The organism is Chitinophaga agrisoli, from assembly GCF_008386695.1.
In the GTDB taxonomy this organism is placed as follows: Bacteria; Bacteroidota; Bacteroidia; order Chitinophagales; family Chitinophagaceae; genus Chitinophaga; species Chitinophaga agrisoli.
In genome coordinates this window covers 81,621-102,794 of the sequence record NZ_VUOC01000001.1, presented here as the reverse complement: position 1 = coordinate 102,794, position 21,174 = coordinate 81,621, and the positions used below count along the sequence as shown (strand labels likewise).

The 21,174-nt window shown below is 47.4% G+C and carries 15 protein-coding genes; 8 read left to right on the top strand and 7 right to left on the bottom strand.

Features of this window, described 5'->3' with window-relative positions; genetic code table 11:
* Positions 1-8 precede the first annotated feature (8 nt).
* The 3 genes from rfbA to F0L74_RS00380 form a co-directional block, all read right to left on the bottom strand.
* Complete coding sequence (gene rfbA / locus F0L74_RS00390) at positions 9-878, bottom strand: glucose-1-phosphate thymidylyltransferase RfbA (RefSeq protein WP_149835873.1); 870 nt, start codon at positions 876-878, stop codon at positions 9-11.
* Between the two features lie 204 nt (positions 879-1,082).
* Positions 1,083-2,090 (bottom strand): inorganic phosphate transporter, encoded by a 1,008-nt coding sequence (locus F0L74_RS00385; protein ID WP_149835872.1) that lies wholly within the window; start codon positions 2,088-2,090, stop codon positions 1,083-1,085.
* A gap of 38 nt (positions 2,091-2,128) precedes the next feature.
* Positions 2,129-2,779 carry a DUF47 domain-containing protein gene (locus tag F0L74_RS00380; protein ID WP_149835871.1) on the bottom strand — a complete coding sequence of 217 codons (651 nt, stop codon included), beginning with the start codon at positions 2,777-2,779 and terminating at the stop codon, positions 2,129-2,131.
* 148 nt (positions 2,780-2,927) lie between these two features.
* Between F0L74_RS00380 and F0L74_RS00375 the strand changes: the two genes are divergently transcribed.
* The 6 genes from F0L74_RS00375 to F0L74_RS00350 all read left to right on the top strand — a co-directional run bounded on the left by F0L74_RS00375 (position 2,928) and on the right by F0L74_RS00350 (position 13,889).
* A complete protein-coding gene (locus tag F0L74_RS00375; RefSeq protein ID WP_149835870.1) occupies positions 2,928-3,758 on the top strand; it encodes a UDP-2,3-diacylglucosamine diphosphatase in 831 nt (276 codons plus the stop codon).
* Positions 3,759-3,930: 172 nt separating this feature from the next.
* Positions 3,931-4,329: a hypothetical protein gene (locus F0L74_RS00370; protein WP_149835869.1), complete on the top strand. Its 399-nt coding sequence runs from the start codon at positions 3,931-3,933 to the stop codon at positions 4,327-4,329.
* Between the two features lie 191 nt (positions 4,330-4,520).
* Positions 4,521-7,301, top strand: coding sequence for a TonB-dependent receptor (locus F0L74_RS00365; protein WP_149835868.1), 2,781 nt, complete (start codon positions 4,521-4,523; stop codon positions 7,299-7,301).
* Positions 7,302-7,380: 79 nt separating this feature from the next.
* Positions 7,381-8,889, top strand: a complete 1,509-nt coding sequence (locus F0L74_RS00360) for a beta-helix domain-containing protein (protein WP_149835867.1) — start codon at positions 7,381-7,383, stop codon at positions 8,887-8,889.
* Positions 8,890-9,117: 228 nt separating this feature from the next.
* Positions 9,118-10,305: a zinc metalloprotease gene (locus F0L74_RS00355; protein ID WP_149835866.1), complete on the top strand. Its 1,188-nt coding sequence runs from the start codon at positions 9,118-9,120 to the stop codon at positions 10,303-10,305.
* A 338-nt stretch (positions 10,306-10,643) separates the two neighbouring features.
* A complete protein-coding gene (locus F0L74_RS00350; protein ID WP_149835865.1) occupies positions 10,644-13,889 on the top strand; it encodes a TonB-dependent receptor in 3,246 nt (1,081 codons plus the stop codon).
* A 134-nt stretch (positions 13,890-14,023) separates the two neighbouring features.
* Here the strand turns inward: F0L74_RS00350 and F0L74_RS33585 are convergent, their stop codons facing one another.
* The 3 genes from F0L74_RS33585 to F0L74_RS00335 all read right to left on the bottom strand — a co-directional run bounded on the left by F0L74_RS33585 (position 14,024) and on the right by F0L74_RS00335 (position 16,693).
* Positions 14,024-14,302, bottom strand: coding sequence for a YHS domain-containing protein (locus F0L74_RS33585; RefSeq protein ID WP_213086858.1), 279 nt, complete (start codon positions 14,300-14,302; stop codon positions 14,024-14,026).
* 10 nt (positions 14,303-14,312) lie between these two features.
* A complete protein-coding gene (locus F0L74_RS00340) occupies positions 14,313-14,534 on the bottom strand; it encodes a hypothetical protein (protein WP_149835864.1) in 222 nt (73 codons plus the stop codon).
* A 104-nt stretch (positions 14,535-14,638) separates the two neighbouring features.
* Entirely contained in the window at positions 14,639-16,693 is a 2,055-nt protein-coding gene (locus tag F0L74_RS00335) for a M13 family metallopeptidase (protein ID WP_149835863.1), read from the bottom strand.
* A 139-nt stretch (positions 16,694-16,832) separates the two neighbouring features.
* On the opposite strand from F0L74_RS00335, the gene F0L74_RS00330 reads away from it, so the two are divergent.
* Positions 16,833-17,348, top strand: coding sequence for a hypothetical protein (locus F0L74_RS00330; protein ID WP_149835862.1), 516 nt, complete (start codon positions 16,833-16,835; stop codon positions 17,346-17,348).
* A gap of 82 nt (positions 17,349-17,430) precedes the next feature.
* Entirely contained in the window at positions 17,431-18,687 is a 1,257-nt protein-coding gene (locus F0L74_RS00325; RefSeq protein WP_149835861.1) for a replication-associated recombination protein A, read from the top strand.
* Here the strand turns inward: F0L74_RS00325 and pbpC are convergent, their stop codons facing one another.
* Positions 18,688-21,075, bottom strand: a complete 2,388-nt coding sequence (gene pbpC, locus F0L74_RS00320; RefSeq protein WP_149835860.1) for a penicillin-binding protein 1C — start codon at positions 21,073-21,075, stop codon at positions 18,688-18,690.
* Between the last annotated feature and the right edge of the window lie 99 nt (positions 21,076-21,174).

Genomic DNA, 21,174 nt, shown 5'->3' with positions numbered 1-21,174 from the left:
ATGATCAATTATACTTTATGTTGCAGCACCTCCTCCAGGTACTGTCCATAGCCGCTTTTCAGCAGGGGCTTGGCCAATGCCTGCAGTTGCTCTTTGCCAATGAACCCCTTGCGGTAGGCAATTTCTTCTATACAAGCGATCTTGATACCCTGGCGTTGTTCTATCACCTGCACAAACTGGGAGGCCTGCATCAGGGAGTCGAAAGTGCCGGTATCCAGCCAGGCGGTACCCCGCGGCAGTATGGAAACCTTTAATTTACCCCGGCGCAGGTATTCCCTGTTCACATCGGTGATCTCATATTCCCCCCGCGGGCTGGGCTGCAGGTCGCGGGCAATGTCTACCACCTCGTTGTCATAGAAATACAGGCCCGGCACAGCATAGTTGGATTTGGGCTGTTGCGGTTTCTCCTCTATGGATACCACCTGCATGTTGCTGTCAAATTCCACCACCCCGTAGCGTTCCGGGTCAGATACATGATAGGCGTATACGATGCCGCCTTCCGGATCCACATTATTGGCCAGCTGGGAACCCAGGCCGGCGCCGTGGAATATATTGTCGCCCAGTACCAGGGCTACTTTATCAGATCCAATAAATTCCCTCCCGATCACAAAAGCCTGTGCCAGGCCATTGGGCTTGGGCTGCTCCGCATATTGGAGGCGCAGTCCATACTGGCTTCCATCGCCAAACAGGCGTTGGAAGGCCGGCAGGTCATGCGGGGTGGAAATAATAAGTATATCCTGTATGCCGGCCAGCATCAGCGTAGATAAAGGATAGTAGATCATGGGCTTATCATAGATAGGCATGATCTGCTTGCTGATCGCGTATGTAATGGGATGTAAGCGGGTACCGGAGCCACCTGCCAGGATAATACCTTTCATTTACCGTTGTTTTTGGGCCAGTTGATTACGATTAAACTAAATAAGGAAACGAATGATCCGCCAGTTCACAAAACCGCACAAAAATAGGGGGTAGTTCGGAATTTTTAACAAGAAAAAGTTGGGGCAGGACGGGAATAAGGCGCGTTTACCGCTTAAGCGCATACGGAATGCATGAATAAACCGGTAAACGCGCGCTCTATACTGTTACTTTACGAAAATATTTACTACAAAATAAACGGCTGCTGCCATCAGGGCGCTGATGGGGATGGTCATGATCCATGCCCAAAGCAGGCTTACCGTTACACCCCAACGTACGGCAGAGAGGCGTTTGGTAGCGCCTACCCCTATAATGGAGCCGGTAATGGTGTGGGTGGTGCTTACCGGTATACCCAGGGTCTCTGTCAGGTACAGGGTGAATGCGCCGGCTGTTTCTGCCGCTACGCCTTCCAGCGGGGTTACCTTGGTAATACGGGTGCCCATGGTCCTTACGATCTTCCAGCCACCGCTCATGGTACCCAGGGCTATGGCTGTAAAGCAGGACAGCGGTACCCAGTTGGGCACATCTGAGATCTTGTCAATAGTACCGTGCGCTACCATGGCCGCCGCAATGATACCCATTACCTTCTGGGCGTCGTTACCGCCGTGGCCCAGGCTCAACGCAGCGGATGAAAGCAGCTGCAGGCGTTTGAACCAGTTCTCCGCCCGGAAAGGGTTGGCCTTTTTACAGATGTTCACGATGAGGAGGGTGACTATAAAAGCCACGATCATGCCTATAAAGGGAGCCAGCACGATAAAATATACCGTGGGCATTACTTTGGAAAAGTTGATCACATTAAAGGAACCATGTGCGTTGGCAACAGCTGCACCAATAAAACCGCCTATCAGCGTATGGGAGGAGCTGGAAGGGATCCCGTACCACCAGGTCATCAGGTTCCAGATAATAGCGGCCACCAGCCCGCAGAAGATCACCTTAAGGGTAACATATTGCTCAAATACGGTCTTGGCGATGGTATTACCTACCCGGAACTCGCCATAGATGTATTTTGACATAAAAAAGGCGGCAAAGTTGAACACAGCCGCCCATAATACCGCCTGAAACGGTGTTAATACCTTCGTTGAGACAATAGTGGCAATAGAGTTGGCGGCGTCATGAAAACCGTTGATATAGTCAAAAATGAACGCCAGTATGATGATAACGACTAGAAAAACCATAGTTAAGAGATTACATGAAACATTCCCGGGCCTGCAGATCAGGCGTACTTAATGATGATGGTTTCGATCACATTGGCGCAATCTTCACATTTATCTGTGGCGATCTCCAATGCCTGGTATATTTCACGCATTTTGATGAGCTCAGCGGCATTTGTTTCAGTATCAAAGAGATCCGCAATGGCCATATCGTAAATATCATCCGCATGGTTCTCAAGGCTGTTGATCTTTACGCAGGCATCTGTAATGTTACGCATATTCTTCATATCGCGCAGCTCAGGAATGGCCTTAAATAGTTCCGCTACGCCTAATCCAATGATTTCCACCAATTTACGGATGCTGTCATTGAGGTCGTATACTTTATACAGGTCAATCCTTTTAGCAGAGCCATGGATATAATCCGCTACGTCGTCCAGGGTGGCGGCCAGATAGTGAATATCTTCCCGGTCAAACGGGGTAATGAAGTTCTGGCCCAGTTCCACGAATATACGATGGGTATAGTCGTCATTTTTGTGCTCAAGGCGCTCAATAAGGTGCACTTTGTCCTTACGTATGGCCAGATCGTTCGTGTTCACCAGCTCGTTGAGCACTTTGGCCATTTCCACCAGGTTGGCTGCTACATCTTCAAACAAGGAATAAAAAACCCGGTCTTTCGGCATAAAAAGTTTCACAAAAGAATTGAAGCCTCCCATATAGGTGTTATTTGAAATTTGCGGCAAAAATAGCTATCCAGTCCTATTATGTCCAAGAAAAATGCTGAATTAATAATTCCTTAACACTGGGTTAATATAAAAGTAATATAGCAAATTTTCCTTTGCATAAGGAATTCATTCAATATAAATGTCGGAAAAACGCCCATTAGACATAGTTGTGATCTCGGATGTACATCTCGGGATTTATGGTTGCCACGCTAAAGAGCTGGTACAATACCTGGATAGCATCGATCCAAAGATTCTGGTGCTAAACGGTGATATCATTGATATCTGGCAGTTTAGCAAAAGGTATTTTCCAAAAGCGCATACCAAAGTGATCCGCCGTATCCTGAAAATGATCGGCAAGGGCACTGATGTATATTACCTGACCGGTAACCATGACGAGGCCCTGCGTAAATACGCCGGCTTTGAACTGGGCAATTTTACGATTGATAATAAGCTGATCCTGGAAGTAGACGGTAAATCTCACTGGTTTTTCCATGGCGACGTGTACGACGTTACCATGAAGAACTCCAAGTGGCTGGCCAAACTGGGTGGAAAAGGATATGATATCCTGATCATCCTGAACCGGCTGGTGAATAACGTGCTGGAAAGCATGGGCCGCGAAAAACTGTCGTTTTCCAAAAAGGTGAAGCATAGTGTGAAGCAGGCGGTGAGTTTTATTTCGGATTTTGAACAAATAGTGGCAGAGATCGCTATTGACAAAAAATTTGATGTGGTGTGCTGCGGGCACATCCACCAGCCTATTATAAAGGAAATGCAGCATAACGGTAAAACGATCACTTACCTCAACTCAGGCGACTGGGTAGAGAGCCTTACCTCCCTGGAATATAACGCGGGGGAATGGAAACTCTACCAGCACCCGGTTACCAAAGCCAAAGTAGTGTTACCCGATGAAGAAGATGATACCCCGCTTCCCTGGGAAGTTTCAAAAGTCATCAGCTTCACTAATCCCTGATAAGATTACTGCAAATATCCAGCTCCCACTACTACGAGGAATGTCGTATAAGCATTTGCTTAAATATTATTTTCACAATATTATAACAAGTGCTTAATATTAAATTAAAGGTAAGCTCTTAAGTTTGCCGGAATGATAATAATATAGCTGGGAAGCAGTAATACTATATGAAATGAAAATTTTGAAGTTACACCCTTTGATGACCATTTCCTTGTTGCAGATGCAGTTTCAACGGCTGCTGAGTTGTAACGTCACCGTATACGTACATAATTCATTAGGCAATGCTTTTGACACCTTACGGGAAGCTGGTTTTCCGGCAGACACGCTGGTGGAATATCCTATAGACGAAACCCTGAGCCTGCGTGAGTTTGAAGAAGAGCTGGAGGAACAGTTCAACTTTAGCCTGGAGCTGTGTAATAAAAAGGATAACAAACCCTTCACCAATAAAAGCATGCACCTGTTTCAGCTGATAGCAGCCAGTAACGGCCGTGAAGATATTGGTCACCAATTGGATATAACCCTTGATATGCTGTTGAATAACAGGCAAGCCCCTCCGGGATTCACTTGTTAGTGAACCTGTTAATTAATCCGTTATAAACTATACCTATATCTGTATACATATCCTTCCCTCCATCCTGTAAAACCGGTAACTGATAACGATTTTTTAATGATTCCTTAACAATTAACATTCTGGTAATATTCCCTTAACATTACAGTAATAGGGCGGTAATAGTTTTGCGTCACATTCTATTCAAATAATACATGAAACGCAAAACCGCCCTCGCCCAACTTTGGTTATTTGTATGCCTATTAGGATTTGTACACAGCACACTAGCAGCAGATACTGGAAAAATTACGGGCAAAGTAACAGATAAGAAGACTGGAGAAGCATTGATTGGTGTTACTGTAGTAGTACAAGGCACTAGCACAGGCGCTGTAACGGATGTAGAAGGCCGTTATACGCTTGTTACCAACGTTGGTTCCTATACGTTGGATTTCAAGTACATGGGATATCAGACTAAATCCATCAGTGATGTGGCAGTGAACGCAGGTTCACCTACCAGCCTGGATGTGATCATGGATGAGCCTAAATCCAAAGATCTAAAAGAAGTAGTAATAAAGGGTACCTACAAACAGGAAACCATCAACGCCCTGTATGTAGCGCAGAAAAATAATATAGCCGTTTCCAGCGGTATCTCCGCAGATCAGATCCGCCGTTCTCCGGATAAAAATACCGGCGAAGTATTAAAAAGGGTAAGCGGTACCAGTATACAGGATAATAAATATGTTATAGTACGTGGTTTAACAGACCGCTATAACAATGCTACCATGAATAATGTACTGCTCCCCAGTACAGAGCCTGACCGTAAAACTTTCTCTTTTGATATCATCCCTGCAGGATTAATAGATAATATAGTAATTAATAAAACGGCATCCCCGGACAAACCAGGCGATTTTGCCGGCGGCCTGGTACAGGTAAGCACAAGGGATTTTCCTGCTGAAAAATTCATCTCTGTTTCCGCAGGCGTTTCTGTAAACAGCATGTCTACGTTTAAAGATAGCAAGTCTGGTTTCAGGGGTAAATATGATTACTGGACATTTGATGATGGTTCCCGCAAGCTGCCGGCTGGCGTAACCACCCAAACAGCGTTCAATAATCTTACCGGTAAAGCACAGGATGATGTGAACCGTTCATTTAAGAACACCTGGGGCACCTCTAATAAGAAAGTAGCGCCTGGCACCAACCTGCAGATCACCCTGGGTGATACTAAAATGCTGCGTGGCGATCAGAAGTTTGGATATGTATTATCACTTACCAGCAATCATACGGAGAGAAATGAATTTGCAGAGCGGAATGATTATGATATAGATAACCACGTATTCAAACGCCATAATATTGATACCACTAACCGCTATAACAGCACCCTGGGCGCAGTAGCCAATTTTGCCTATAGCGTAAAGAATACCAAAATATCTTTCAAGAATATCTACAACAGGATACTGGACAACCAAACTACCCTGCGTAGCCTGGCTACTGATCCGCAGCCTCCGTTCCATTATATTACACAGTCTTCACTGAGCGCAATGGTGGAAAGATATTTGCTTTCCTCTACACTGCAGGGTGAGCACGGTTTTGGAAGTAATAAGAAGCTGGAGTGGATGTTGAACTATTCCAACACCAACCGTCAGGACCCTGATATCAGGATCTCTAACTATACCGATAGTCATGCCATCGTAGATCAACCGGTGAATGGTGGTACTTCCCGCTCTTTTTCAAAAGTAAATGATAACATCTATAATGGTGGTGCATCTTTCCTGTTCCCGATCCTGAAGAACACCAGGCAAACATTAAAGCTGGGTGTATTTGAACAATACCGCAGCCGTACATCTAACTATCGTCCGCTGTCTTATCACAGAAGCTTTAACTTTAGCTATGATAGCCTGGCATTACCGCCGCAGTTATTGTTTGCTACAGGGCACCTGGGCAGCAATGGGCTGTACCTGAGGGATGATAGCTCTCCTGAAAATAACTACGAAGCCAATTCTAATTTGAGTGCGGGTTATTTCATGTTCGATAACTTTATTACGTCTAAACTGCGCGTAATATGGGGTCTGCGTTTTGAGTCTTACAGGCAGAAACTGCAACCGGTATCTACAACAGGCGCCACCGTTATCACAACAGATACCACTTATAATAGCTTCCTGCCTTCTGCTAACGTAGTATATGCGCTGACTGAAAAGACCAATCTGCGCTTATCTTATTCCAATACAGTAGCAAGGCCGGAGTTCAGGGAAATAGCTTCCTTCAGCTTTTATGACTTCATCAACTCTGCCGCCATCTTTGGTAATCCTAAATTAAAGCAGACCCGTATCAACAACGTGGATCTCCGTTACGAAATATATCCGCATGCAGGAGAAACATTTGCTGTGTCTGCCTTCTACAAACGCTTCAAAGATCCTATTTCAGAAATATGGTATAGCATCGATAACAATGATAAAACATACGTTAACCTGGATGATGCTACTGTACTGGGTGCAGAACTGGAAGTAAGGAAGAACCTGGAATTCCTGTTACAAAAATGGGGTACCAATTCATTTGTTTTCCTGAATGCAGCTTATATACATTCTTCCATCAAGAACCCGGAAAATGGCGCCATCAACGGCAAAACCCGTCCATTGCCTGGTCAGTCACCTTATCTGTTCAATGCCGGTCTGCAGTTTAATGATCCAGGCAACACCATGGGTCTTACCATCCTGTATAACCGCATTGGCCAACGTATTAACACAGTGGGTGATGATAGCAGCAACAAGCTGGATGTGTATGAGAATTCCAGGAACCTGCTGGACCTGCAGCTGAGCAAAAGGCTGTTTAAGAATGCCGCAGAAATAAAGTTCAATATCTCAGACATCTTCAACAATCCTTACCTGCTTTACCAGAATAAGGATAGTAAGAAGGCCTATAAAGAGGGTACAGACTATATATTCTATTCTTATAAGCTGGGGACTAATTACTCCCTGAGCTTTACATATACGTTCCATTGATAATTTATCAGATTGTTAATACAGACCTAACAATTAGCTAACATAGGTTTTATTCTTTTACAGAAATTAAATGACTATTATGAAACTTCGTGCTTCTTTCATCGCATTATCAGGTATTGCTTTAGGGTTTGCGTCCTGTAGCAATGATGATAAGACCGGTCCCACACCTCCGAATAACGACAAACAAGTAGTGCTTGTAGGAAAAATTGACCGCGATAGAACTTTATCCAAAGATACAGTATACGTAATGCGTGACTACGTTTATGTAGTAAACAACGCAACATTAACTATCCAGCCTGGTACAACCATCCTGGGCGGCCAGGTATCTCCTACCAAAGGCGGTACGCTGATCATTACCCGCGGCGCTAAACTGATTGCTGCCGGTACTGCTGATGCTCCTATCGTATTTACTTCTGAGAAACCGGTTGGTCAACGTAAACCAGGTGACTGGGGTGGTATCATCCTGCTGGGTAAAGCTACTACCAACAGGCCTGCTAACAAAAGGGTGCCTGAAGGTATTGAAGGCGCTGATGCTTCTGTAGACATGGGCTACGGTGGTCCCGGCGGTTCTGATGCATTTGTTGACACAGACAACTCCGGTAAACTGCAATACGTACGTGTTGAGTTTGGCGGTATTGCACTGGCCAGCACTGCAGATAGTGAAGTGAACGGTATCACTTTCTATTCAGTTGGTAACGGTACTACAGTAGATCACATCCAGGTGAGCTATTCCGGCGATGACGCTTGCGAATTCTTCGGTGGTACTGTAAACGTTAAGTATGCTGTTGCTTACGGTACTAAAGATGACAACTTCGATATGGATAGCGGCTTTAAAGGTAAACTGCAGTTCTGCGTTGTACTGCAGGATCCCGCTTTCTCCGATGTAGTGAGCCTGTCTAACGGTCTGGAAGTTGATAACCTGAACGGTGCTAACACCAGCACTCCGTACACTCACCCGGTTATTTCCAACCTGACCATCGTTGGTCCTGGTACTGCTACCGGCAATGGCGATTACTTCTACGCTGGTGCTCGTTGGAGAAGAGGTTCTACTTTCACTGTAGCTAACTCTATCTTCAGCGGCGACCCCGTTGCTACAGACGTAGAAGGTTGGGTTTCCCAGAATGCACTGCAGCACCTGGCTCCGGCTCCTGCTGCTGATTATTCAAACATTACCAACTCTGTATTCCAGGCTGCTGGTATCAGCCCTATCAGCACTCAGCGTGGTGCCGGTTCTACTGCTATCGGCCCCCTGTTATTTGATGCTGATAAAAAAGATAGCTCTATCATCACTGGCGCTCAGGTGAAGGCTTTGATCCTGACCACTGCTAATAAAAATGATAGCCTGAAAGCATTAACAGACGTATTTACTGCTGTTCCTGCTGTCGCTAACTTTAAAGCTACCAATACAGAATTCAAACTGTCTAGCGCAGTTGCTGCTAAAACAGCTGCCTTTACTGACGCGCTGCTGGCTGACGCTTTCTTTGATAAAGTAAGCTATGTTGGTGCAGTAGATCCTAACGCTGCTAGCCCTTGGACTAAAGCCAGCTGGATCAACTGGGCTCCTCAGGATACTCAGTATGGTAACTAATCAAGCGTAAGCGTAGATTTTCATAAACTGTTCAAGTACCGTCCTGCTTTTTAGCGGGACGGTTTTTTTATTCCAGATCATAACGTTTTGTTAATATGATAACATTCTTAAACATGTTATCTTTAGTAAGTTCAAGCCCCTAAGTGACTATATGCGTTAACCAAATCCCATCACTCTCTTGAACAGCTTTAACCCAGTTATTTATTTTTCACATTTAAACATAGATGTATGAAAACACCCTCATTTATCCGTAACACCCTTATTGTGACCCTGTCCCTAAGTTTATCTTTTATTGCCTGTAAGAAGGATGCCGCACCTCCGGAGCAAAGCAGTAACGGTGAAAAGCGGCTGTCATCCCTGGAGCAGGAAAAGAAGTTAAAGGATTATATCCTCTCAGTGGGATATGCTGAATCCGCAATAGCCGATCGTGGTGATTATTTCCTTGTAAGCGGTGATATTATTTACATGAAAGCTGATGCCGCGAAATACATTTCGAAAGCAGGCGAACCAACAGGCGCCAGAACATTACAGAACAGAAGTCAGTTCCTTGTGAATTTTTATTTTAATCAGTTGGCTAACAATGTTAGCCGGCGGCGGATGGCAACGGTATATGTTGATGCATCCGTATTGGGATCAGGAGTAGATAATTGGGGGGCTGAGGTCCAACAAGCTATTGCCGAGTGGAATAACGTTCCTCAATGTATGATTTTCTTTCAACAGACCAGTGACCCCAATCAGGCTGACATAATTGTCAGAAGTGACGCGTCGGCCGGTATGCAGCTTGACGATAATGTAATCGCAGGCGCGCTTCCTCCCACGTCAGACGGCAGGCCTGGTAGTTCTCTGTTGATAAATCTTGATTTCCTTAGTAATATACAAGTATCCACTTTGCAGAAGAAATATAATATGGTGCACGAACTAGGGCATACCCTGGGGTTTACGCATACAAATGAGCCTGGAACGCAGATACCCGGAACGCCCGCTTCAGATCCTGCTTCCGTAATGAATGGCGGCACCGCCCTTAACCAATGGGCTGGCTTCTCATTTTGGGATATAACGGCGGCTCAGGCCCTTTATCCTTTGGAGTATAAAAATGTAATGGTTAATAAGCCGGGTACCTTCGCTGCAGAAAATGGAGGGACGGAAAACATCCAATGGAGTTCCGGGTATATGAATGGCAATGTAAGGATAGAGATATATAATGTGACCACCAATTTTCCTGGCCGGTATTATGAATATACGCTTAGAAGGGTGGTTACCAGTTCAACGCCAGATAATGGCCTGCTGGCAAACGGCTTAGTATATGACCTGGACAATGGCGAAGCCACCCAGTTGCCAATTGCCATCAAGATCGTATCTACTTCCCTGCCAACGAGATTCGATTTTACAGAACCTTTCTTTATTATGTTTGATTAAACCTTCCGACACAATTTAATAGTGTAACGCGGGTACCCGCGTTACACTATTGGAAAAAAACTTAATATTCCCATAACAATCCCGTAACACTGCCTATCTATCTTTAGAGCATGCTAGTACAGAGGCAATGTTTTGTAATATGCATGGAAACCTTAACATTTCACCCGTTAATCTGCGATCTATAGCCGTAAAAACAGGAAAATCTTAACATATCAGCTGTCATTGGATATTTAATCCTTTGAAGATCACTACTATAACAGTGTGTTAACATTAATTTAATATTGCCTTAACATACACTTAATGTGACAAGGGTACGTTTGCGTCAAAATAGATAAGACGTGAACAGGATAATCTACGCATTTAACTTACTGGCCGCTATCCTTACGCTTACATGTAGCGGACTGTATGCACAAGTCACCACCTCACAGATCACTGGCAGGGTTACCAGCGCCAAAGGCGAAAACCTCCCCGGCGTTACGGTACAGGCCGTGAATACTTCCACAGGCGCCCGCTATGGCGGACAAACTAACACCGAAGGCCGTTATATACTGCCTAACCTGAATCCAGGCGGCCCTTATACCATTACCGTATCTTTTATTGGCTACAAAAAAGAAGAAAAGAATGATGTAAGCCTGGGCCTGGGCGGCACCAGCTTTAACTTTAAATTACAGGAAGAATCTACCGCACTGAGCGAGATCGTGGTGGTAGGCGCTACTGCGCCTAAATCCGGCCGCATTAACCAGGAGCAGCTTAAAACCCTGCCTTCCCTGAGCCGCAGCCTGCAGGATTTTACCCGCGTTACGCCGCAAAGCAATAACAACTCATTTCTGGGCACCAACTTCCGCTACAATAACGTAACGGTAGATGGCGCTATCAATAACGACGCTATCGGCTTTAGCCCTTCCCTGGGCGGCCAGACCAATACTTCCGGTCAGCCGGGCAGCAGCACCCGTACCAATCCCGTATCCCTGGATGCTATCCAGGATATACAGGTGTACCTGGCGCCTTATGATGTGAAGATCGGTAACTTCCTGGGCGGCAGTATCAATGCCGTTACCCGTAGCGGTACCAACGAGTTCCATGGCTCCGTATACGGTTTTGGCCGCGGCGCCTTCATGATAGGCCCCAACAACGCCGGCGACGGTTCCAAACTGCCTTCTGATTTTCATGATTACCAGACGGGCGTACGTTTAGGGTTCCCCATCATAAAAGACAAACTGTTCTTCTTCACCAACGAAGAGGTGACCCGCCGTACAGACCCCGTGATCCTGGCTGCAGGTTCTCCTGATATGCCGCTGCTTACCGCAGATCAGGCAGGGCAGATCAAAGAGAAAATGTTGTCCTTTGGAAAAGATTATGATCCCGGAACCTTCGGTAATACCAGTATTTACTCCAACTCAGTAAAACTGTTTAACCGTGCAGACTGGCATATCAATGATAAACACCAGCTGTCTATCCGTAACAATACCATCTTCTCCCAGGCTACTAACCTGGAGCGCGACCAGCAGAACTTCCGTTTTAGCGGTATCGACTACAAACAGGTGAATAACCAGAGCTCTACCGTTGCGGAACTGAAAAGCCAGTTCTCCAATACCTTATCCAACAGCCTGATCGTAGGTTATTCCAGCATACACGATTATCGTGATCCAACGTCTAATCCGGCACTGGCCCAGATCCAGATCGCTTCCAACGGCGGTACTATCTTCCTGGGTACAGACCGTGAAGCAGCTATCTTTAACATGAAACAAAAGACCTTTGAGTTTACGGATAACGTAACCATCTTCAAAGGCATCCATAATATCAACATTGGTACGCACAACGAGTTGTATAATATTACCTATGGTTTCGTGAACTCCTGGAATGGCCGTGTGGATTACAACTCCATAGGCGATTTCCTGGCAGACAAACCTTCCCGCGTGCGTGGCAACTTTAACTACGAGAACAATACCCGCGACTTTATCATGGCCAATCCGCCGGCGCAGTTTAAAGTACAGCTGTACAGCCTGTATGCGCAGGATGAGATTTCCCTGACAGACCGCTTTAAATTAACGCCCGGTGTACGTTTGGATTATACCTACCTGCCCAATATGCAGCCGCTGAGCGATAAGACCACCGGCGCGCCGGTAGATCCCAACTTTAGCACCACCTATTCCTATACCCAACCCAAGGATATCAGGAATAAGTACCTGAACAATGTGCAGATCTCTCCCCGTTTAGGGTTTAACTACGATATCAAAGGTGACCAGAGTATTATACTACGCGGCGGTACCGGTCTGTTCACCGGCCGTATTCCGTTTGCCTGGTTAGGTTATGCCTATTATAACAACGGCGTTACTTACGGTGCTTATGATACCAAGTTTGGCTACACTTCTGATAACGACCGCCCTGTACCGGGTACCAACCCTATCTCCACCAATCCTAACGGCCTGGCTCAGTTCGTAAGCGGACAGAATAAGGACCCGCATGACGCTAAAGGCGCTACCCAGGTGGATATGATTGATAATAACTTTAAGATGCCGCAGATGTGGAGGAGCAGCCTGGCTGTAGATTATACTACTGCAGACCAGTGGCGTTTCACCGTAGAAGGTATCTATACCAAAACCATTCATGATCTGCGTTTCCAGCAGGTGAACCTTACAGATAATCCGTTCTACTACGAAGCATATGATAAGGGCCACCAGCAGCCTATCTTCACCGGTAGTAAAATAAACCCGCTGTATACCAATGCCTACCAGCTGTCTAACACAGATCAGGGCTACCGTTACAGCATCACCGGTCAGGTAAACAAACGCTTCAAATTTGGTTTAAACGCCAGCGTAGCGTATACTTATGGCCAGTCTAAAGATATCACCAACGGTATCCGTAACTCCATGGAGTCTAACTGGCAGCTGAACCAGGCATTGAATCCTAACAATCCGCAGCTGGCTTATTCTAACTTCGATATCCGTCATCGTATCGTAGCTACCGCTAACTACAAACTGGATTGGAATAAAAAAGGTAAATGGATCTCTAACTTTGCAGTATTCTTTAACACTTCTTCCGGCGTGCCTTTCACCTACGGTTTCCTGAATGCTACCGTACAGAATACGCCGCAGCAGGTGAGCCTGGCCTACATTCCCAACAAGGGTGAGACCGTTAATTTCTTTAACGACATCGCCAATGGCCCTACCGCTGCACAGCAGGCAGCTGCATTTGATTCCTACATTGACAAGGATAAATACCTGAGCAGCCGCAGAGGCCAGTTTACAGAGCGTAACGGTGGCCGTACCCCCTGGAACACACAGGCAGATTTCCGCTTTAGCCAGGACCTGAACCTGAAAGCCGGTAAACGTACACATACCATTACATTAACTTATGATATCGTGAACCTGACCAACCTGCTGAATAAGAACTGGGGTATCCAATACTTCTCTTCCAATACCTTTAACTCTACCGCCAGCGTAGGATTAAAGTCTGCGGGCAAAGTGGTGAACCCGGCTACTGATTTTCCCAAATACACCTGGTCCGATCCGGGAACGCCTTACTCCAAGGATTTCTTTGCATCCCGGTACCAGATGCAGCTGGGTTTGAGGTATAGCTTCTAACGGCAAATCGTACAACATATATTGCTTTTTTCAACAAGGGCTGATCAGTATTTGATCGGCCCTTGTGCCTTTATAAAATAAAAGCGTCCCGCGGTATTCCCACGGGACGCTTTTATTTTATCCTGATTAAGTCGTTACTTCAGATTCACGGCATATTTATCCGGGTTCTTGTCAAATACTCCTTTACAGGTAGGGGAGCAGAAATTCACGGTATCCCCTTTATACACGCTAAACTCATGATAGCTGGTATCGTAGGGCATCTGGCATACCGGATCGCCCATTTTACCATCTGCTATCAGGGTGGCAGCCACTGTATCTTCCTGTTGTGCCGTCATAGCCGGCTGTTGCGTATTGGAGGAGCCACAGGCCATCAAGGCGCCTGCAAAGAAAACGATATAGCACAGTTTCTTCATGATCATGTTTTTATTGATTGTCACGGTTGATGCGCATTATCACAAGGCGGTAATGCAGTTTCAGGCTCAGGCCCAGTACGCAGCCACTTAGCAGCGCCAGTGCCAGCATGGTACCGGTGAACGTTTCCAGGAAATGGAAGGCCTGCGGCAGATAAGGAAGCACAGCCACCAGCAGCGCCAGCAGTAATATGTTACGGAGCTCTTTCTGATATTGTTTCACAATCTTCTTCATGTCTGGTCAGTTTAAAAGTTGCAACAAATATACGCCAAAAACAATGGCCCCCGTAGTAAGAATTACCACGGGGGCCATTGTGCTATTATTCATATAATTAATTATTACCAGATCACTACGCGGGCAGTATCAGGCAGCGTCATTTTGCCACCGGTGCAACCCCAGGCATCCTGGAACTCTTTCAGGTGCGGCAGGGGGCCGTTAATACGGAAACGGCCGGGGGAGTGCGGGTCTGTCTGTATCTGGTTACGCAGGGCCGCATCGGTGGTGTTACCGTGCCATACCTGCGCCCAGCCCAGGAAGAAACGCTGTTTCCAGGTGAAACCGTCTATCGGCTGCGGCTCCGGCTTGCCCTGGATAGATTTTGCCAGCGCATAATAAGCCAGTGTAAGACCGCCCAGATCCGCTACGTTTTCGCCAATGGTCAGGTCGCCGTTGATATGGAAGCCGGGTAGGGCCTCAATATTGCTGAAATAGTTGCTGTAACGTTTGGTCAGCTTGTCAAAGGCGGCGCGGTCCGCAGGCGTCCACCAGTTCTTCAGGTTACCTTCAGCGTCAAACTGGGAGCCCTGGTCATCAAACCCGTGGGTGAATTCGTGGCCTATAACGGCAATAATGCCACCGTAGTTGATCGCGTCGTCCGCATTTGGATTAAAGAATGGAGGTTGCAGTATACCGGCAGGGAATACCACTTCGTTATTCAGCGGGTTATAGTAAGCATTCACCATCTGGGGCGTCATTTGCCACTCAGAACGGTCTACCGGCTTGCCTATTTTAGAAACAGCCTCATTATTATCGTAGTTGGAGGCGGAAATGATGTTTTCGATCAGTGTGCCTGGCTGTACCTTAATGGAGGTATAATCTTTCCATTTATCCGGGTAACCTATCTTGTAGGTGAAGGAAGCCAGCTTTTTATGCGCCATTTTTTTGGTAGAGTCGCTCATCCAGGTAAGCTTATCTATCCTTTCGCCAAATACGCTGCGCACATTTTCGATCATTTCAGATACCTTCTGTTTGGAGCTTTCCGGGAAGTATTTCTTGGCGAACAGTTTGCCCAGCGGCATACCCAGCGTACCATCTGTAGAGCGGATGGCTCTTTCAGGACGTTTTTTCTGTTCCTTCTGGCCACTCATTACCGTACCATAGAAGCGGAAGGCGGCATTGTCAAACTGTTTGGGCAGGAAACCGGCAAAACGGCTCAGCAGCTGCCAGCGGGTATACAATTTCAGCGTTTCTACCGGCGTAGCGGCCAGCAGGGCGCCGGCTTTTTTCAGATAGTCTTTGTTCTCTATGATCAGCGTATCTGCTTTAACACCCTGCTCACTGCTATAAGCTTCCCAGTTAAACTGGGGCGCAAGGGTCTTTAATTCGCTAAAAGCAGCTTTATTATAGGTCTTTACCGGATCGCGCCTTTCTACGTTGGTCAGCTGTAGCTTGGCCAGTTTGGTTTCAAAGGCCAGCAATGTTTTTCCGGGGTCCTTATCGGTGAAACCAGCCATGCGGAACATAGTATCCACATGTTTTACAAATTCATTGCGCACATTTACGGTGTTGGAATCCGTTCTGTCATAATAGCTTCTTTCCCTTAAGCTTAAGCCGCTCTGGTATTCATACAGCGCATTCATAGCGCTGTTGCGGGCGTCAGCGTCTACAGAGAATACAGCAAAAGTGGTAATGCCCATCTTCTGCAGTTCGCCGCTTACCTTGGACCATTCGTCCAGGGATTTTACCATATTGATCTTATCAAGATAAGGCTGCAGCGGGGTAATGCCCAGCTTCTCAATGGTAGCGGTATCCAGGAAGGATTTGTAATAATCTGCGATCTGTTGTTCTTCAGTACCGGCTTTGAGATCTGTCTGTTGGGTGATCTCCGCAATGATGCCTTTAAGCCTTACTTCCTTATTCTCCTTATCCAGTACATTAAAGGCGCCCCAGCGGCTTTCTGTGGAGGGGATAGGATTATTCTTCTTCCAGTTGCCATTGGTGAAATCGTCAAAGTCGTCACAAGGTTTGTAGCTGGAGTCAATGGAGCTCAGTTCAAAGGCAGGCACTTTCGTGGAATCTGTGGCTACCTGGTCTGTGGAGCTTCCGGTGTTACAGGCCGCCATAGTGGAAACGGCTGCGAGCAACAGGAGCTTTACAGCATTGGTGTTATTCATAAGTAAAACAGGTTTAGTGGCTAAATATACACGATTTAACCATTTTTTAATGGATTTGGGGACTACAGGGAACAAAAATTGATGACCGGCGACTCTCAAGTAATTTAGCTAGGTTTGTAGCTATAAAAAAAGCAAGATCATGTCTTCAAAGTTTGGACTATTCCGGTTCCTGAGCATTGTAAATTTATTAATAGCAGGGTTTTTTGTGCTGATGATGTTGCTGGCATTACTGTTTATGGTAGCCTTATCGCCAGTGCTTATTTTTATGTTGCTTACCGGCGCGGTGGTCATACACAGCGTATTGAGCATTTCCCTGCAGCAAAGCCTCCGCGACTCTTCCAGACCATTAAAGACCAATACGCCAGGCGGCATCCGCATTATGGGTTTTATGGCCATCTTTTATGCCGTATTGCTCATTTCTAATGGTTTTGTAGGCCTGAGCCATATGGATGAAATGCTGACGGAGGTATTAAAACAAATGCCTAAAAGCCAACCGGTGCCCACTATCAAAGACCTGCGTGGTATGATGACAGGCCTGATCATTTTCCTGCTGATCCATGCATTGGGCGTATTGGTGAACTGTGCGTTGTCGTTTACCTTCCTGAAATACTGGCAGATAAATACCGGGCGTACAAAGGATAGCGATAGCGAATAATACCTGGTCATCCATATCGCAGGTATCCTGATAACCCGCTGGTACGCGATATGTACTAATGACCATTGAAATATTACTGAATATGGAACCTTTAGCAGAACGTTTAAGACCGGCCGCGCTGGATGAGCTCGTGGGGCAGGAACACCTGACCGGGAAGGGGAGCATACTGAGAAAAGCGCTGCAACAAGGCAAAATACCCTCGATGATCTTGTGGGGCCCGCCCGGCGTGGGCAAAACCACCATCGCTAATATCATCGCCCATACGTTACAGGTACCTTTTTATACATTAAGCGCCATTTCGGCCGGTGTAAAAGAGGTGCGGGAAGTAATAGAGATCGCAAGGCGGCAGGGGCATGCCGTACTTTTTATTGATGAAATACACCGGTTTAATAAATCCCAGCAGGATGCGCTGCTGGGCGCTGTAGAAAAAGGCATTATCACACTAATAGGCGCCACTACAGAAAACCCTTCCTTTGAGGTGAATGCGGCCTTGCTCTCCCGCTGCCAGGTATATGTGTTAAAGCCCCTCTCAGAGCCAGAGCTGCGGCAGCTATTGCAGCAGGCCATGGAAAAAGATGAGTGGTTGCGCGAAAAGGAGATCGATATAAAGGAGACCACCGCCCTGATGAATATCTCTGGCGGCGATGCCCGCAAACTGCTTAACCTGTTTGAGCTGGTAGTAGATACCCTGCAGGAAAAACCTGTGGTGATCACAGATCAGAAAGTGATGGATATTGCGCAGCAGCGGATCGCTATCTACGATAAAAGCGGAGAGCAGCATTATGATATCATTTCCGCCTTTATTAAATCCATCCGCGGCAGCGATCCCAATGGGGCGGTATACTGGCTGGCGCGTATGATAGCCGGTGGGGAGGATGTGAAGTTCATTGCCCGCCGTCTGGTGATCCTGGCTTCTGAAGACATTGGCAATGCCAATCCTAATGCCCTGTTACTGGCCACCAACTGCTTCCAGGCCGTAAACCTGATCGGTTACCCGGAGGCCCGTATCATCCTGTCGCAATGCGCTACCTACCTGGCTTCCTCTCCCAAGAGTAATGCCTCTTATATGGCCATTAACAGCGCCTTGTCTGTAGTATCCCAAACCGGCGACCTGCCGGTGCCATTACATATCCGCAATGCGCCCACCAAATTAATGAAGGATCAGGGTTATGGTAAAGATTATGCCTATGCGCATGATTATGATAACAATTTTGCATCGCAGGAATACCTGCCGGATGAGATCCGGGGCATGAAGCTCTACGACCCAGGCAAAAACCCAAGGGAAGACGAGCTGCGGAAATACCTGAAAGCTTTGTGGAAAGAGAAATACAATTACTGATCATCTTTCTTTTGCCAATATCTCAAAACTACTGTGCACCTCCTCTCCATCTTCATCTACCAGGGTGATGGTATGTTTTCCCGGCGCGGGGTGTAATGCCATTTGGTGAAACTCCGTGGTGGCGCCTACATAGGTATTATCCAGGTGCCAGTAAATATGCGTGTTGCTGTTGCGGTGCGTAGCGGTAAAGATGGTTTCACCGGGCTGCCCGTCTATTTCTATAGGTACAAATATGCGGGCATTGGGCCGCGGGTAAATGAGCTCCATGGGCGCTTTATCCTGGTTAAGGGTAGCCAGGCATTCCGGTTTGTAAGGCGGCAGCGGCGCATAGTTATTCTTGGTACGGTAATAGAATTCCATAGCGGGCGGCAATACAAACCAGGGTTTATGCAACATCATGGAAGGCGGTTCGCAGTTGGCCGTTACCCGCCATTGGCCGGTATGATCCAGGTGTATAAGCTGGTGATAGGGACAAAGGCCGCTTCTTAAGCCCGCCAATGGCACCCATAAGGAGTCTTTATCCGGGCAGCTGTCTCCCGCCCGGTAGCCGCTTTGCCGGCATACTTCAATCTTCCGCAATTTGCTATAGGGGGTAGGGAACCAGCCGCTGGTATGCAGCAGGCGGAAAATATCAAACAGCACCGGGGCAGCCGTAGCTACGCCTACCAGGCCGGGGCGGCCCTCTCCATCCGCATTACCCACCCATACGCCTACTATATACTGCGGCGTAACGCCAATAGCCCAGCCATCGCGAAAGCCAAAGCTGGTACCGGTTTTCCAGGCAATACGCTGGGAAGAGGAGAACTGTTGCCACAGCAATTCCTCGCCGGGGCGCATCACTTCTTCCATGGCCTGAAAGGCGTACCATATAGCGCCGGCATCCAGTACGCCGGCAGGGCTGGGCGCATATTGGGAGGGGCGTTGTATATCTTTTACATAATTGGGCCCATGGATATCATCCTGGTCATATTTACCCTTATACTGGTCCAGGTGCAGCAGGGTACGGGCCATACTGGCGTACATGCCGCACATCTCCCACAGGGTGGTCTCGCCCCCTCCCAGGATCAGGGAAAGGCCGTAATGATCTGCCGGTTGTTTAAGGGTAGTGATGCCCATCTTTTTCAGCAGGGCATGAAAACGCTCATACCGGTATTGCTGCAGCATACGAACGGCCGGTATGTTCAGGGAGCGGGAAAGGGCCCGGGAGGCGGGCACCGCTCCATCAAAACCCAGGTCAAAGTTCTGCGGGGTATAACCGGCGATCTGGGTGGGTATATCTGCCACCAGCGTATGCGGCAATAATAATCCATCATTTAGCATAGCCGCATATAATACCGGCTTCAGGGTGCTGCCGGGGCTGCGGGGCGCCTGTATAACATCTACATGGCTTTCCAGCTCAGGATCAGCAGGGTTATAGATATTGCCTGCATAGGCCATCGTATTGCCGGTTTCCACATCCAGTACCAGGGCCGCAATGTTATTGATGCCATTGGCCTTGTACTGGTGCTGGTAGCGTTCTGTTATGCCGTTTACATTCTTTTGCAGGTCTGCGTCTACGGTGGTGCGTATGCGGGTGCTGCCGGGGGATGACAACTGCAGGTAGTCTTTCCGGAAATGATCCAGCAGGTGGGGCGCCAGCTGCGGCAGGGGCAGGGGCTGGTCCGGTAAAGGCTCCAGTTTGGCCAGGCGGCAGCTAAGACTGTCTATATAATGTTGATGCCAGAGTTTATCCAGCAGCTGATCCCTTTTGGCGGCCAGCGTACGCCGGTTCCTGCCGGGGTGTACCAGGGCCGGGCTGTTGGGCAATACTGCCAGGGCAGCCATCTCTCCCCAGGAAAGCTGGTCTGCACGGCGGCCATAATACCGCCAGGCAGCAGCTTCCAGCCCCACTACGTTACCTCCAAATGGTGCATTGCCGGCATAAACGGCTAAGATCTGTTTTTTGGAGCAGGCAAACTCCAGGCGGGTAGCCAGTACTGCTTCTATCAGCTTTTGCCACAGGCTGCGTGGTTTGTTGCGGGACAGGCGTATTACCTGCATGGTAAGGGTGCTGCCGCCGCTTACTACACGGCGTTGTCCTATGTTTTGTTTAATGGCCCTGCCCAGCGCCAGCGGGTCTACGCCCCAGTGATAATAAAAACGTTTATCCTCATAGGCGGTGATACAGCCGGCAAATTTCTCCGGCACCTTATCGGCGGCGGGGAAACGCCATTGTCCGTCTGTGGCAATGGTGGCGCTTAACAGTTCGCCATTGGCGTCTTCTATTACAAAGGAGGTGGGGGCCGTAAAGAGTTTTTTGGGTAACAGCAAATAGTAGAAAAGCAATAGTACAGCAGCGCCCAGGAGCCACCATTTTTTACGCAATATCCATTGTTTGAGCCTTCTCATGTCAGCAACACATCCATAAATGATGATGATCAATGCAACCAGTCCGTTTGTAAGATAGTTACATTGATCATCATGCTTAATTATAATTTGTCTTCCTCA

Excerpts from the sequence above, each read along its gene's own strand:
- rfbA (WP_149835873.1), bottom strand. The coding sequence starts at position 878 with ATGAAAGGTATTATCCTGGCAGGTGGCTCCGGTACCCGCTTACATCCC.
- F0L74_RS00385 (WP_149835872.1), bottom strand. The coding sequence starts at position 2,090 with ATGGTTTTTCTAGTCGTTATCATCATACTGGCGTTCATTTTTGACTAT.
- F0L74_RS00380 (WP_149835871.1), bottom strand. The coding sequence starts at position 2,779 with ATGGGAGGCTTCAATTCTTTTGTGAAACTTTTTATGCCGAAAGACCGG.
- F0L74_RS00375 (WP_149835870.1), top strand. The coding sequence starts at position 2,928 with ATGTCGGAAAAACGCCCATTAGACATAGTTGTGATCTCGGATGTACAT.
- F0L74_RS00370 (WP_149835869.1), top strand. The coding sequence starts at position 3,931 with ATGAAAATTTTGAAGTTACACCCTTTGATGACCATTTCCTTGTTGCAG.
- F0L74_RS00365 (WP_149835868.1), top strand. The coding sequence starts at position 4,521 with ATGAAACGCAAAACCGCCCTCGCCCAACTTTGGTTATTTGTATGCCTA.
- F0L74_RS00360 (WP_149835867.1), top strand. The coding sequence starts at position 7,381 with ATGAAACTTCGTGCTTCTTTCATCGCATTATCAGGTATTGCTTTAGGG.
- F0L74_RS00355 (WP_149835866.1), top strand. The coding sequence starts at position 9,118 with ATGAAAACACCCTCATTTATCCGTAACACCCTTATTGTGACCCTGTCC.
- F0L74_RS33585 (WP_213086858.1), bottom strand. The coding sequence starts at position 14,302 with ATGAAGAAACTGTGCTATATCGTTTTCTTTGCAGGCGCCTTGATGGCC.
- F0L74_RS00340 (WP_149835864.1), bottom strand. The coding sequence starts at position 14,534 with ATGAAGAAGATTGTGAAACAATATCAGAAAGAGCTCCGTAACATATTA.
- F0L74_RS00335 (WP_149835863.1), bottom strand. The coding sequence starts at position 16,693 with ATGAATAACACCAATGCTGTAAAGCTCCTGTTGCTCGCAGCCGTTTCC.
- F0L74_RS00330 (WP_149835862.1), top strand. The coding sequence starts at position 16,833 with ATGTCTTCAAAGTTTGGACTATTCCGGTTCCTGAGCATTGTAAATTTA.
- F0L74_RS00325 (WP_149835861.1), top strand. The coding sequence starts at position 17,431 with ATGGAACCTTTAGCAGAACGTTTAAGACCGGCCGCGCTGGATGAGCTC.
- pbpC (WP_149835860.1), bottom strand. The coding sequence starts at position 21,075 with ATGAGAAGGCTCAAACAATGGATATTGCGTAAAAAATGGTGGCTCCTG.